Here is a 14,512-nt window from a genome sequence, read left to right as displayed (position 1 = left end):
GAAAAGACATGTAAAAAAACACATGTTTATTTTAGGTTTTTAATAATGATTCAGTAGAAAATCTCCTGTGTTTATTTGCTAATTAAATCTTGTTAATTTTATTCATTCTAGAAATTAATATATTAAAAACTTTTGATCTCCTTGAACCCATCCAAAATATAAATCAATTCCATTAAGATGAATAGGACCTATTATCTGATTTTTTACAGCATTTAAGCCAAAAAGAAAACTAAACTTTTCATAGTCTACAAATCCTTTCTCGCTTTCACTAAAAGAATGAATTAACATAAGAGCATTAGGAGGCGTAAATTTTTGAGCAAGAAGGATTGCTGAAACTGATCTGTATAATAATTGATATCTAAGTCTGGAAATATCCGTGTCAGGCAACCTTTCTAATCCAAGTGTTTCAAGAAGAAATTGAACTCTTTTTCTTAAACTATTACTAGGTTCGAGTCCTAGTCTTTTACCAATTGTTCTACCGAAATCCTCATTTACTTTTCCCTCAAAAGCAATTGTAATCAGTTGCTCTGACTTCTCGTGTAATAGTCCTTTAGCTAAAACAAAGATATCGTTTTGTGAAGCACGACTGCCACCTGGTGAGCTAACCTTATACTCTGGTAGACCTAACAGTAATTCAACATTTTTAAATAATTCAATATTGGAATCGAGAAATGATGATTTGATATCCGATAGAAACCCATTTTGGTTTTCCCAGCAATATGCTAGCGTTTTTGCAGAATATCCTGATTTAAACTGCTCAATCTCATTTACTAATAATTCTCCCCAATTTTCGGGTCCCTTACTTGGTATATAAAAATTTGTGGTTTTCTTCTCTCTTGAACGATTCAGAATCTATCCCTCCTATTTAGTTAACAGTTCTATTCTAGGTTATTGCGTCTATACTTTCTTTAATTTTATGATATGACACTGGCTGGCTAGTTTTTTTAAAAGGTTCAAAAAAATCTTTTTAGCTATAGATAAAAGTTGTAATATTTAACTATTTCTCGTGATATGATGAATAAAATAACTAAACAATAAGACCTATTATATGGATATATAGACTTATTAACTATACTAACTCCACTAACTCCACTGGCTTCATACATTGGTTCTTATTATTGTTTAAAGGTGTGATTAATTGTGTGGAATTTTTTCAATAGAAAGCAAAAAGTATCAAATAAAGAACCTAAAAGATCAAAATATGAAATTAGAAAAGATGAAGTTATGAGTAATGCAAAAGAAAAGTTTGCTGATTTTAGTTTCAATTATCAGTATATTAATGCCCCTCTGAATCAAGTTCTTTTTGTAGACGAGAAAAAAAGAAAAATTGGTATTTATGAGAGTAATCAAAAAAATAAATATGCTCACTCAAACATCCATAAGCATAGCGAAATTTATCAAATAAATTTTAGTGAAATAGAAGAGATAGGTATAGATTTTGGTTCTGAATCTGTTATTTTATGGAGTAATGATGAATTATATCTTCTAGCAAGAGATCAAAATGTAGAAGAAATTCTGGCAGAATTTAAGCAAAAGCTCACATCTAATGTCCCTAACTTATCTTTAAAGATAAAAGAAAGGAATCAAGATCTATATTCTCACGCTATTTCTATAACATTTTATAATAAAGGTGACCTTAATTGTGATCTAGAAAGAAATGTATCAGAAATAGAACAAGTATTTCAATTGCTAGCAAAACATATGTTGGACGGAGAAACAGAATTCCTAGCAGAAAGAGAACGGAAGCAACAGATTCAGGATTATAAGGAATTAGAACAGAGAGTAGAGTACCTTGAACAAAATGAATCATTAATTGATGGTGAGTTTATCCCATTGCTAATAGACTTAATTGATAATTGGGATTTTTTAATACACGATTTTAAATTAGAATCTAATTATAAATACAATTTCGATACACTTTATTTAAAAGCAGTAAGAGATAATACACTATTCATTGGATATGATTCAGAGCATATTGAATTAACTGAAAATCCTTTGATTAATAGATTAATAGAATATACCTTGAGAACAAGAGGGTTTGCTGACATCAAGATTTCCCCCAATATAACGGAAATAGAAGAAGTCTCTCTTGAAAACAACGAGTTAATGTGGAATAGGATTTATGATACATTAGTTCAAATTTTAATTCATAATAATAAGCAATATTATTTCGATATGATAAAAGTGCGAACTTTCCGAGATGGAAGGCTGTTTATTGACTGCCATGGAGATGAAATAGGCGCATTAAGAAAATGGTGGAAATCGTCACAGACCGATATTAATAATCTTCTTCCTTTTACTCTAAATACTTTGACTGGTAATAGTGTTGAAATCATCTTTGTAAATAGTACAGATTCAATTGAATTTATTCCTTTAGATAATCTTGATAAGCTCTGGGAGGTTGTTACTCAAAATGTGTGTACAAATATATGGAATTCGCGCGACCGCGAAGCTCTAGAATCAAGCAAAGTTCATATACTTCAAGATGATACCTTGGCTATATATTTCCCAAGAGAATATAACCTCATTTCCCGTATACTATACCCTTGGGAACCTTACGTTTTATATGATTTGTATATCCATACTAATAAAGATATATATGTCAAAGTTATTGATAATCCAGAACCAATAGAAAATAGGGAAGGGCCAATTCCAGAGAATATAATGAATTGGATTAATGAATTAGAGACACAGCATAAAAATCACTTTAAATTAATGGATTTAAGAGAAAGCTATAGTTGTATCATCATTTTAGTGGATGATAAACTATATTGCCATTCATATTCAAAGTGGAATCCATCTACACATGTGGTTGATTGGCAGCAGTTACCGACTGATTCCGAAATAATGAAACATTCTTTGCGCATATTTGATCACGGCTCTTCGAAGAGTGTATTTATAGGACAAAGAGAATACGAACCTAATGATGAATTTGAGCAAGGTATCAAAGAATATTTAACAGAACTAGATAATACTCAAAAAGAGGAACTTAAAAAAATAAGACAATCCCTAAATACTGGTAAACCTTTTGAGTTAATCCAACGTTTTTATATTAAGGAAATTAAGAATCATTATAGACTTACTGAATTAGTATCGATGTTCGAATGGGAAGAATCTTTTGACGAAACTATCTCCCCACTCTCAAATTTTTTGAAGGAAAAAGGGTATGTATTAGGTGAGAATTATTTAATTGATTATGAAATACGAAACATAGTTAAAGAGGTCATAGTAGCTGATATATCTTCTACATTTTTAAAGGAAAATGCAGAATCTTTTAAGAGCATAAAAGATATGACACTTTCGAATTGTTTAATGGCCTGTAGAGCATTAGATTTTTTCAACCTAGAAAATGATGATGATATGATATCTTTTACATTCTTTTTATTAAATCAAAATAAAGTTTCATACGACTACGATTCTTATCATAGGCATAACCCAGATCCGTACCACCAAATGGTACAAAATGTTAGGGATTTAATTAATGAGATTGGCAAGCAGGATGATTTAGATGAATTTGAAGCATATCTATATTCAGATGATAGTTCATCTAATCAAGAAGTTACGATTGAAATGATTGATACAATGAATGGATATGAATTCGAATTCTTTATAGCTAAATTGTTTACTCGCATGGGTTACACTACCGAAATTACAAAAAGCTCTGGAGACTATGGTATCGACGTAATTGCTAAGAAGAAGGGTACCTCCATAGGTATACAAGCTAAATGTTATAGTAATAAGGTTCCTAATAAGGCTGTTCAAGAGGCAATTGCCGGAGTGTCATACTATAATTTAGACAAGGGTATGGTCGTGACAAATCACTACTTTACTAAACAAGCACAAAATCAAGCTATTAGTTCTAACATTATGTTATGGGATCGAAATATACTCAATCAAAAAATAACTGAATTATACACTTCAGGAACTGTACTCTAAGTTCTAGAAAGAGATAGTTAGAGACTAATTAAAATAAGCATCATGAAAAATTTATCAATTATGTAAAAAACCATCCTTTGTTCATTAGAACAAAGGATGGTTTTTGTCTACTATATTACTTTCTACCAAAATCATTAAAATGTTTTTTTACGATACAGACTTTTCATAGAGTATGAATTCAATCTTTTCAACTTTTATCACTCAGGGAGAAATACCTAATACCCCATGCTTATCATCATAACAAGATTCTATACAAAAAGAAGTATTGATAAATCCATTGGCTCAATATGACAAATTCAGAACATTAAATAACAACTACTTTTTGTATCCAAAACAGTTATAAAATAGTAAAATAGTAACTGTTATAATTGTAGTACTTTAGTTCCGTGAGAAATTTCAATGTATTAAGGATTAATGTAATTGAGGTGAGCTAAAACCTAAAAATATCAGACTTTTCATCAATACTTTATTCTATTAAGTGGAGGAAAAATAATGAACTACGGTTGGTGTGGAACTATTGAAAGTCTTATAAAGAGTGATATAGACGACATAAGGAATCAAGTTGAAAACTATATTCATTTAAATAATTTGAAGTATGAAAGAGAGCATGAAATTTCATTGATTGATTGTTTGAATTTCTTACACAAACATTTGAAAAATCTAAGCGGAAATTTAAAGCAGCATTATATCATACTTGAATACAAAATGGATGATGGGCGACGCCCCGATATTATTATACCCACCCAAAAAAAATTATTTATCATTGAGCATAAGATGTCTTCTGTACCAAAACCAGCGCACTTTACTCAACTATCTCATTACGCAAGGAATATTAAGAATTATCATAAATTAACTTGGAACAAGAACCTTGAAATTATCGATTACCTTCTTTTCACGGGAAGATCTGCATTAGTTAATGAACAGTCTATTTTAAATGATAGAAATTTTACATCTTTCTTAGAAAAAAATCTTGACCTCCCTCTTTCTAAGGAAGGTGTATTAGAATGGGTAGAATCAAGATATGAGCCTATACCCTCAATTACTAGTGCAGTCACAGAGATATTTACAAAAGAGAATTTATCCGAAATTATGAAATCTAAATCAAATATTGTGCAAACTATGAACTATTTAAAGGAACAAGTATTAACTAATAAGAGCAATAGGGGGATAAATATCTTTTTTGTATCTGGTTCGCCTGGGTCAGGTAAAACATTGGTGGGCTTAAAGCTACTGCGTGATTTGATCAAAGAAAAAAATAATTGTATATACCTTTCAGGAAATAAAACCCTAGTTGAAGTACTACAACATCAAGTTGATAGCGTATGTAATAGCAAGAGTGGATATTCCATAGACTATGGCAAATCAATAATAAAGCGCGTAGATAAATACATTGATAACCATATAATATTTAATAATAAAGTGAATTATAAAGAACTTGATCATCAGACTATTATCTTTGATGAGTCTCAGAGAATTTGGGATAGTAAAAAAATGTCAAAGAAATTTTCGTTAAGTGACAAATCAGAAGCTGACGTGTTATTAAATTTAGCTAGACAATCTGTACAAAACAATAACAAGTTAATTAACTTTGTGTGCCTTGTTGGAGATGGACAAGAAATACATGAAGGAGAGGAACGGGGGATTCTAACCTGGACAGAAGCAATTAATAAAATGTTAATAAAAACAAATTTTAACATCAATATTTATTGTCCGGAAAAATTTAAACCTTTAATAGGAATGCATGTTGTGCAAGATGAAAAACTTAACCTTACAAATTACCTAAGGGGGCACGAATCAAACTTATTGCCAATATGGGTCGATGCAGTTTTAGATAATAAAATAGATGAAGCAAAGAAAGTGTTAGAGAAAATAAATAAATTGAACACATTTCCGATATTTATTTGTAATGATCTATCAGTTTGTAAAAAGCATCTACGAGATATTTATTCAAAAACAACAGCTTCTTATGGTCTGATTTTATCATCACATATTAAAAGAGCTATGAAGAATAGAATTAACCCTGGTGGTATTGTTGATATTAAAAATTACGGTGAATGGTTTTCAAAAGAATGTACCAAATTAGATAGTTTTGTCACCCAATTTGATGTACAGGGTCTTGAATTAGACACATCTGTAGTTTATTTTGGAGGAGATTTTAGATATGACTATAATGGTGGCGGTTGGAAAAGAGATACTATTATCTACTGGAAGGAACAGGGGAATTGGAAATTTCGCGAAAAATTGGAGAATTTCCTAGACAAGGAGAAAATTATAAGGAATATCTATAGAGTACTATTAACTAGAGGGCGCGATAGTCTAATTTTGTATATTCCGAAGGATGAAAAACTAAAGGATACTTACAAGTTCTTTAAAGATCTAGGCGTTAAAGAATTAATATAACCTATGGCTTAATATTTATAATGTAACAATCCGTATTTTAACTTTGAAGAGTCTATACATTAGACGCATCTACACTTAATTCTAGAAAGTAGAATTTCTTCCGAATAAAAATATTTAGGCACGTCACATTAGGCGTGCCTCGTTTATATTCTTAATATAACCTTGAATATATAAAAGTTGTAGTAGAGCCTATTAAAGAAAATAATTATGTAGGCAGGATAACATGTTAATCCACTATAAAGGAGAATAATTAAATGACGAAATTAACTACTTTTAATGTACAAGGTGATGCATTTCTCCTGGAAAAAAAGATGGAAGGAGAGGAGAAATGCTACTTTCTTGTAGATGGTGGAGAAAATGAAAAATTTGCTCAAATCCATAAAAAAAAATTCAAAAAAAAAGAAATTAAAATAGTTGTTTGTACTCATACAGATACTGATCATGCAAATGGAATAATAAGTTATTTTCAGGAGGGATTTACTTGTGAAGAACTATGGTTACCAGCCCTTTGGACTTCTAACTTAAGTAAAATTCTTAATGGAGAGGGTACTTTTCTACAAGATTTGGCTAATGAATTAAAGGAATTAAATGATAACCAAGAGTTTAGTCCTAGAAAATATCTTAAGGACACTCAAAGAAAAATAAAAGAGGAAAATATATCAGTTTTAACAGAAGCTATTGATAATTTAAAGAAAGAAAAATTACAATTATGCTCCCACCACAAACCTAATATTCATGAATTCTTTATATACAGAAATTTTTCATTAGAAAATTTTAATACCTTTGAGGAAGTTAACCAAGTTATTAGATTACAAGCTTTGTTTAACTTTAAAGATATAAGGAGGTTTTATTTAGATACTAGATTTATAAAACTCAATTTAAAAGATAAGGTATTAAAATACTACGGTAAAATTATCACAATTGTTCTGTTAGCCCTTCTTAGGGGCGTGAAAAAGATAAGATGGTGGGAATTTGTTGAAGATAATACGCTTATACAAGGGAAAATTGACAAAAGCTCTGAAGTCCTTACCCCATTATGTCATAGAGAATTAAATGGTTTTTTTACAAATTACAAAGCACTATACCAATACGCACTAAGTAAGGTGAATAAAGAGAGTATCGTACTTTTGGCAAAGGAAGATAGACTCTTAATCTCTTCTGATTCCGATTTTAGTGCCTGTAATTATATACCAAGCTCAAAGTCGGATTCTCATGTTTTAATTACTTCCCCTCATCATGGCTCATTTTATAACTCCGAAGCTTTTGAAAGAATAGATAAATATTTAAAGGATACTAAATCAAATGGTATTTGGATTAGAACAGATAGTGGGCATATTAGTATGGGGGATAATTTCCCAAGAATACAGAGCAAGTTAAAATACTGCGTAAATTGTTACAGTTGGGATATTAAGCGTAAGAGAAAGGCTATAATAGCAAAGGGTGCAAATTTAATTGAAGCTGAGTTAAAAGGGAAATGGATAATTAAAGAAAAGAATTGTAGCTGCCAATTTAAATTTAAAAAGTAAATTATTATTGAGTAAATTTTTACTGTAATAATAAAGGTTTTACATAATAAAATCAAAGGTGGTGCAGGAGAATTTTAAATTAACCGCAAAAAAAGAATAGTGAATTTTCAAATCATCTATTTGACAGATGGAACCACATGCGGTTTATTGAAATAAGCTTCTTTTTTAATGATTTTTCAAAAGTATTTTCTTTTATATCTTTTAGAGCCAAAATAATTAAAATCAGGCTATAAATTAGATAAGTAATTTAAATGAAAAAGGATTCTAGTGGTAACTACTATAATTGTAGAACAGGTTATTCCAAAACTTTGTAAAGAATGATATGGAATAAAGACGGGTATCTAAATAAGAAAAGAGCAAACTTTAGTGGTAGGGAGTTTGCTCTTTTTTATTTCTGCATATATCCATGTTCTACAGACAATCGGCCTTTTTGAGTTAATCAAAAACCTCTGTTGATAATACATAGATTCTAATATAAATTTTAAAATAAAAAGGTGGTGTATTTGAACTCAAATTTGTGAATAAAAAAATTAGATAGGCGAACCTTCTCACCCTTTACTGTACCACCTGTGCCATATGAAGTCGGCTTTAAATCTACACCGTCTGTTTTTTCTAGTTCAATATTACCCTCAAATACTTTCTGGTTACGATAATACTGAAGTGCTACATCATCAGCCATGTGTATATCTTTATCTTTATTACTTCGGGGTAGCTTACGTAATAAGTAGTTCAAATAGATATACAGTTTATGTAATTCAACATCAATGAATGTCGCAATTTGTAAAATGAATGCGTAGGTACGAACAAACTTAGTTGTAGAACCTTTAAAAGCTTCTTTTTCTTCCTCGTTTAATTTCTTAAAACGGTCTACTCCTTTGTCAATGCATGCATTAAGTTCTGCTTGTGCCTTTGTTGACTTTTTGAATCCCCCTTTAATCTCTAACTCATTTACTGCTTGTATTTCTTCCTCTGTAAAGATTTGATACGGTCCCAGCTCTGCGTGTAAGTCATATAAAATGTTTGGATCTGTGACTTCTCCAAGACCTGTTGTTTCATAATAAGGTTGAAAAGAAGATTTAATATCTTCTGGGTCATTCACAAAATCAAGAACAAATGTATCATCTTTTCCTGGGCATGTACGATTTAAACGGGATAGTGTTTGAACAGCTTTAATACCATTAAGTGGCTTATCAACGTACATCGTGTGCAATAGTGGCTCATCAAATCCTGTTTGATATTTTTCTGCCACAAGCAATACCTTATACTCATCCGAATTGAACTTATCGGGCAATTCCTTTTCACTAAAACCATTCATATCGGGCTCAGAGTAAGGAATTTCACCGTCTTTCACAATACCAGAGAAGGCAACAACCGTTTTTAAATCATCATAGCCCTTTTCGTTTATATATTGATCAAATGCAATTTTATAACGTACTGCATGTAAACGACTTGCCGTTACAACCATTGCTTTTACACGCCCACCAATTTTATGACGGGTGAAATTACGATAATGCTCAATAATAATTTCTGTTTTTTGTGCAATGTTATGTGGATGTAGCGACACATGTTGAGCTAACTTTTTTGTTGCTTGCTTTTGCGAAACTAAGGGATCGTTATCGACCTGCTTTGCAATTTTATAAAACGTCTTGTAGGTTGTGTAATTACTTAACACATCTAAAATAAAACCTTCTTCAATTGCTTGACGCATTGTATATTCATGAAATGCATGTGGTTTTCCATCTGTACCTATCGTTCCAAACTTTTTAATCGTTTTCGGCTTTGGTGTTGCGGTAAAGGCGAAGAAGGAAAGGTTATCTTGCTTTCCACTTTTCATAATAGTCTCAACGATTTGTTCATCTAAATTATTTATATTCTCCTCAGCAATACGGTCTTCATCATAGGCATCTTCTAACGTCTTATCTGATAAGATATTCGTTAATGCAGTCTAGGCTTTACCACCTTGGGATGAATGTGCTTCATCAATAATGACTGCATACTTTTTACGTGAAAAATCAGAAACCTTCTCCATAATGAATGGGAATTTTTGAAGTGTAGTAATAATAATACGTGTCTCTCCTGTTATGGCCTGTGCAAGCTGGCTAGAGTCCTTATTAATTCGCTCTACCATGCCAGCTTTATGTTCTAGTTGATAGACAGCATCTTGCAATTGCTTATCTAATACACGACGATCTGTAATTACGATTACACTGCTAAACACTACATTGTTTTCTTCATCATGGAGCTTTGCTAGTCGATGCGCTAGCCAAGAGATTGAGTTCGTTTTCCCACTACCTGCACTATGCTGAATGAGATAATTTTGACCGACTGACGTTGTCTTTACATCTTTTTCAAGCTTTCGTACGACATCTAGTTGATGGAAACGTGGGAAAATAAGCATCTTACGTTCGCCAATCGTCTCGCCATCGGCATCCAAAATGTCGTCCTTCTTTACAAATACAAAATAGAACAATGTGAGCTATAATAGTAATAGGAATATTAATGAAAATGAGTGATTATTTATATTAGGTGGGTAAAGTTACAATGTTTAAATCTGAAACACAATTATTGAAATATACTGAAGATATATTAGGAAAAACTTTTCGTGAAATAGATAAGTCTAACATAATAGGCAAAAGGTCAGTAATTCGTTTGCAAAAAGTAGTTGCAGGCTTTTATGGTTATAATAGTGTTAGTGAAGCTGAATCTAGTTTTAATAAACTGGGGATTAACCTTAAGGTAGTGTCTTTTAGAAGACAGAAAAATGGGGAACTAGCAGCCAGAGAAACATTATTTCTAAAACAATTAAACTATTTTGACATTGTCGATGAGGTATTTGAGTTTAATAAAACTCTACCAAAGAAGCTACTAATTATTTGGTATGAACATAATAACGATAGGGCTTATGCTGATATGAAAGTCAAGTATTATCAGTTATATGACTTATCACAAGACGAAGAGCTTTTGAAAAATGATTTTGAAATAATAAGGGAAAAAGTAATTAATGGTGAAGCAGATAAACTTACAGAAATTAAGACAAAATTTCTTACGGCGAGAACTAGAAGCCCTCGGGACGATAAGGTGATGCCGCAACCATTCTCAAATAATTTGGCTACGAGAAGGGCCTTTTCCCTAAAAACATCCTATATGACATATTTGTTAAATATAGTAGCTGGTCAAAAACATCCTAGTATAAGCACTTCTAATCCTAACGGAAAAGGTGGCGTAAATGATGAGGTGTCTGTAAAAGATTTACTGGGACGTAAAACTTTAATTGAAGAACTTAGCAATTTTTTTATTGAATACACTGAGAATAATTCATCACCTTTTTACTTTGGAATATTTGCAAGGTGGGGAATGGGAAAAAGCTCTGTTGTGCAAATGTTAATGGATCGTATAAAGAACGAACATTCTGATACAACTGAGTATATAGTGTGTAAGTTTGATTGTTCGCTATTTGATAGAAAAGACAAGCTATGGATAGCTATCTTAAAACAGGTTTTAAATGCTCTTTCCGAAAAAAAGTTAAAGCAAGTTTTTAGTTTTAACTTTTTCGGCCTTTTTTCATTTAAAATGAAATATTTTTGTTTTAATTTATGGAAATGGTTCAAAAGTAAAGGGTGGCTAGCCTTTGGATACATAATAATACCAGGAATTTTATTGGCTTATTATATGTACGAATTTTCTTCATTTCCGAAAATACCAAAAACACTAATGCCAGATGACTATAAGGAAGGAGCAGCACTTATAACTATAATTACAACTATAGTTACTTTACTTGTTACATTAATTAAAATGGGAGTCTCAATATTTAAACAAAATGTCCTGTTACTTGATAAAAGGAATGAGAATAACAGTTTTGTGCAAAGTCGTAGCGAGTACAGACAACTTATAACTTTAATAAATAAATCTAAGAAGAAAAAGAAATTAAAGATATTACTAGTTTTAGATGAGTTGGACCGAATGCATAAAGATCTATTACCAGATGTAATAGAACTAATCCAATTGTTTAAAGGGTTAAATACTGAGCAAATTATGAAAGAAAGACATAAAGATAGAAAGAGACTCGGAAAGGACAAAATGAAACAAACTTCAGAAAATCAATCAGGAATATCATTCATGTTTTCATTTAACCACGATGTACTTTTTCTAATAATAGGGAAAGAAATATCGTTAGGCGATAATCAATTATTAACAAGTAGTTACCATAACTATAAACACTACATAGAGGGCGAAGGGAAAGACGCTCGAATGAATTACTTCAAACTAGGTAAGGAATTCATGGACAAATACCTTGATTTATCACTATATCTTGAAGAAGAAATTGATTATACAGAACTAATAGAAGAATTATTTACAGATTATATCAAGCCGAATGTAGATAATAATTTATCTTCATCAGAAAAGCCAAAAGAAGGTTCTGAACTGGATGAAGTTGATGAACTGGATGAAGTTGATGAACTAGATGAAGTTGATGAACTAGATGAAGTTGATGAACTAGATGATTCGGAGCAAGACTTTAACTCATTTACAGAAGCAGAAATAGCAGTAATTAAAAATACCCTGTTGAAACATGGATCTAGAGTAGAGCCAAGAAAAGTTAAACGGCTTAAAAATGCTCTAATTTTGCTCAAAAAGCTAAATAAAGGTGATAATATTAAGGACTTTAATAAGTACGAAGAGGAATTCGCAAAATTCATTATGGACTTTCTTGAGATTAGGGATTACCAAGAGAGCAATAAATCTATATTAACTAGTTCGGATTTGGAGAGAAAGGTTAGGAATCATATAAAATTTACAGATTATTTTATACATAACAAAAATAGAGTTACAGTAAACAGAAAACCTTTGGCAGATGCTTCAGGAACAAAAGTTGATAAATAAAACTGAAATTTATATCCTGATAAACAGAAAAAAGCATACTAAATGTAAGTATTAAGTATCGTCTTAAAGAAACATTTGTACTGAATATTCATCCATATCAGTTATGTAGAATGTTTTTCTCACTTACATGATGACAATGTGGAACGAAGAAGAGTATAAAAATAATTTATTTTTACTATAAGTGAATAAATAACAATAAAATATAAGTTCATAATTATATACTTGGAGCAAGTTTTATTAATTATATTACTCCTCTTTCTATTAATGATAGATTTAGAGAAAGAAAAGTTTGATAGAATTATTAGACATAAGGGTAAATAAGTTGGAGGATAATAATATATACGAAGCCATTGATGCGATAAAAGAGGAGTTAGAAAAGTTAAATATCATACAAGTGAAAATAGCTCTATTCAGACGACCAGGGGCAGGAAAATCATCGTTAATTAATGGGTTAGTTTGGGAAGATGTAGCAAAGGTTTCTCAAGAAACTAATACTAAAACTCCACTATTTTTCCGCTACCACCTACTAACCCCCTACTGCATTAAGTTTAATAAAATCTTTAGAAAACAATAGGCAAACGAGGCCTATGACTAAATAGAATAACTTTAAAAACAAAAAACTTAAGTCTAGCTAATTTTTTTTGTTTTGCGCCAAATTAAATATAAGAATCTGTCAACTCATAATGTATTTTCCTTTTATTAAGGTCTCTTAATGTAAAAATCCTTATTTGATACATTTAATATTTCTTTTTCTAATGGAAAGATTCTAATGGGTTCCGATAATCAAACTTATGTAAACTTGAAAAGAAGAAGCCCATGTACTCATAAGCAGTACATGGGTTTCTAGTAATTAACACTATGAATATATACACTACTACTATTACCCCAATAACCGCTTCATCTTCTCTTCTGTCTCATTCTCCCGACAAGGCTGATAAACAGTCACTTTTAATTCGGGCGCATCATAAACTTGGAGCGTAATATGATCCATAATCATTTTTCCTGCCACAGGATGAATAATGGTCTTTTTTCCACACGGTGTACCTAAAACTTCATGATTAGACCACCACTTGTAAAACTGAGGGCTTTTCTCGCTAAGTTCACTAATCATGGTTTTAAACCACTCATCCCCGACGAAACGTGTGTAAGCTAGGCGGAATTGGGCAATTAGTCGTTGGGCATGATCTTCCCAATTCTGAAAAAGGTTTTGATATTCTTGGGAAGTGAAGCAGCGCCACACTGCATTGCGGTTTAGCTCGTCCATTTCATTAAAGTTCCCAAATACCTTCACAGCAGCTTTATTCCAGTCTACAATATTAAGTTTTTCGTCTGTTACATAAGCAGGGCAATGACCTAATTGGTTTAATAGATTTTTTACAACACGATCTATATTTTCTCTTTCATTCTGCACGGTCTCAGATGGAAGCGGCTGATTGCCTAGTAAAAATAAATGCTCCATTTCCTCTTTATTTAATTTAAAAATACGGGATATGGCTTCTAATACTTCAGAAGATACTTGTATATCCCGTCCTTGTTCCAGCCACGTATACCAAGTTATACCGACTCCTGCTAGTTGAGACACTTCTTCTCTGCGTAATCCTTTGGCTCTTCTCCTTGGTCCAATAGGCAAGTTAAAATCTTTTGGAGACAATCGCTCTCGTCTTATCTTTAGAAAATCCCCTAGTTCTTTTCTTCTTTCTTTATCGCTTACCATGATTTTACTCCTTTGTGTAGGTAGTACTTTTACTACTAGTATAACTAGACTCCTA

The 14,512-nt window shown here is 31.4% G+C and carries 7 protein-coding genes and 1 pseudogene; 5 read left to right on the top strand and 3 right to left on the bottom strand.

Going from position 1 to position 14,512, the window contains the following annotated elements:
• Window positions 1-114 precede the first annotated feature (114 nt).
• Window positions 115-810: a DUF6946 family protein gene (locus tag ACFX4E_RS14910; protein ID WP_377238620.1), complete on the bottom strand. Its 696-nt coding sequence runs from the start codon at window positions 808-810 to the stop codon at window positions 115-117.
• 330 nt (window positions 811-1,140) lie between these two features.
• Between ACFX4E_RS14910 and ACFX4E_RS14905 the strand changes: the two genes are divergently transcribed.
• From ACFX4E_RS14905 to ACFX4E_RS14895, 3 genes are all read left to right on the top strand, one after another.
• Window positions 1,141-3,936, top strand: a complete 2,796-nt coding sequence (locus tag ACFX4E_RS14905) for a restriction endonuclease (protein WP_377238605.1) — start codon at window positions 1,141-1,143, stop codon at window positions 3,934-3,936.
• A 492-nt stretch (window positions 3,937-4,428) separates the two neighbouring features.
• Entirely contained in the window at window positions 4,429-6,336 is a 1,908-nt protein-coding gene (locus tag ACFX4E_RS14900) for a DNA/RNA helicase domain-containing protein (RefSeq protein ID WP_377238604.1), read from the top strand.
• Between the two features lie 254 nt (window positions 6,337-6,590).
• A complete protein-coding gene (locus ACFX4E_RS14895; RefSeq protein WP_377238603.1) occupies window positions 6,591-7,862 on the top strand; it encodes an MBL fold metallo-hydrolase in 1,272 nt (423 codons plus the stop codon).
• 529 nt (window positions 7,863-8,391) lie between these two features.
• Here the strand turns inward: ACFX4E_RS14895 and ACFX4E_RS14890 are convergent.
• Window positions 8,392-10,332: pseudogene (locus ACFX4E_RS14890) on the bottom strand (type I restriction endonuclease subunit R); the annotation flags it as partial.
• A gap of 71 nt (window positions 10,333-10,403) precedes the next feature.
• Here ACFX4E_RS14890 and ACFX4E_RS14885 point away from each other — a divergent pair.
• Window positions 10,404-12,743: a P-loop NTPase fold protein gene (locus ACFX4E_RS14885; RefSeq protein WP_377579764.1), complete on the top strand. Its 2,340-nt coding sequence runs from the start codon at window positions 10,404-10,406 to the stop codon at window positions 12,741-12,743.
• A 289-nt stretch (window positions 12,744-13,032) separates the two neighbouring features.
• The gene (locus tag ACFX4E_RS14880) at window positions 13,033-13,317 is read left to right on the top strand and encodes a GTPase (protein ID WP_377238600.1); all 285 of its coding nucleotides are present in this window, start codon (window positions 13,033-13,035) and stop codon (window positions 13,315-13,317) included.
• Between the two features lie 306 nt (window positions 13,318-13,623).
• Here ACFX4E_RS14880 and ACFX4E_RS14875 read toward each other — a convergent pair whose 3' ends face one another.
• Window positions 13,624-14,457 (bottom strand): helix-turn-helix transcriptional regulator, encoded by an 834-nt coding sequence (locus tag ACFX4E_RS14875; protein WP_377238599.1) that lies wholly within the window; start codon window positions 14,455-14,457, stop codon window positions 13,624-13,626.
• Between the last annotated feature and the right edge of the window lie 55 nt (window positions 14,458-14,512).

Origin of the sequence: Priestia sp. YIM B13491 (assembly GCF_042787605.1) — a bacterium.
Lineage (GTDB): Bacteria > Bacillota > Bacilli > Bacillales > Bacillaceae_H > Priestia > Priestia megaterium_E.
This window is presented reverse-complemented; position numbering and strand designations above follow the sequence as displayed.

Excerpts from the sequence above, each read along its gene's own strand:
- ACFX4E_RS14900 (WP_377238604.1), top strand. The coding sequence starts at position 4,429 with ATGAACTACGGTTGGTGTGGAACTATTGAAAGTCTTATAAAGAGTGAT.
- ACFX4E_RS14895 (WP_377238603.1), top strand. The coding sequence starts at position 6,591 with ATGACGAAATTAACTACTTTTAATGTACAAGGTGATGCATTTCTCCTG.
- ACFX4E_RS14885 (WP_377579764.1), top strand. The coding sequence starts at position 10,404 with ATGTTTAAATCTGAAACACAATTATTGAAATATACTGAAGATATATTA.
- ACFX4E_RS14875 (WP_377238599.1), bottom strand. The coding sequence starts at position 14,457 with ATGGTAAGCGATAAAGAAAGAAGAAAAGAACTAGGGGATTTTCTAAAG.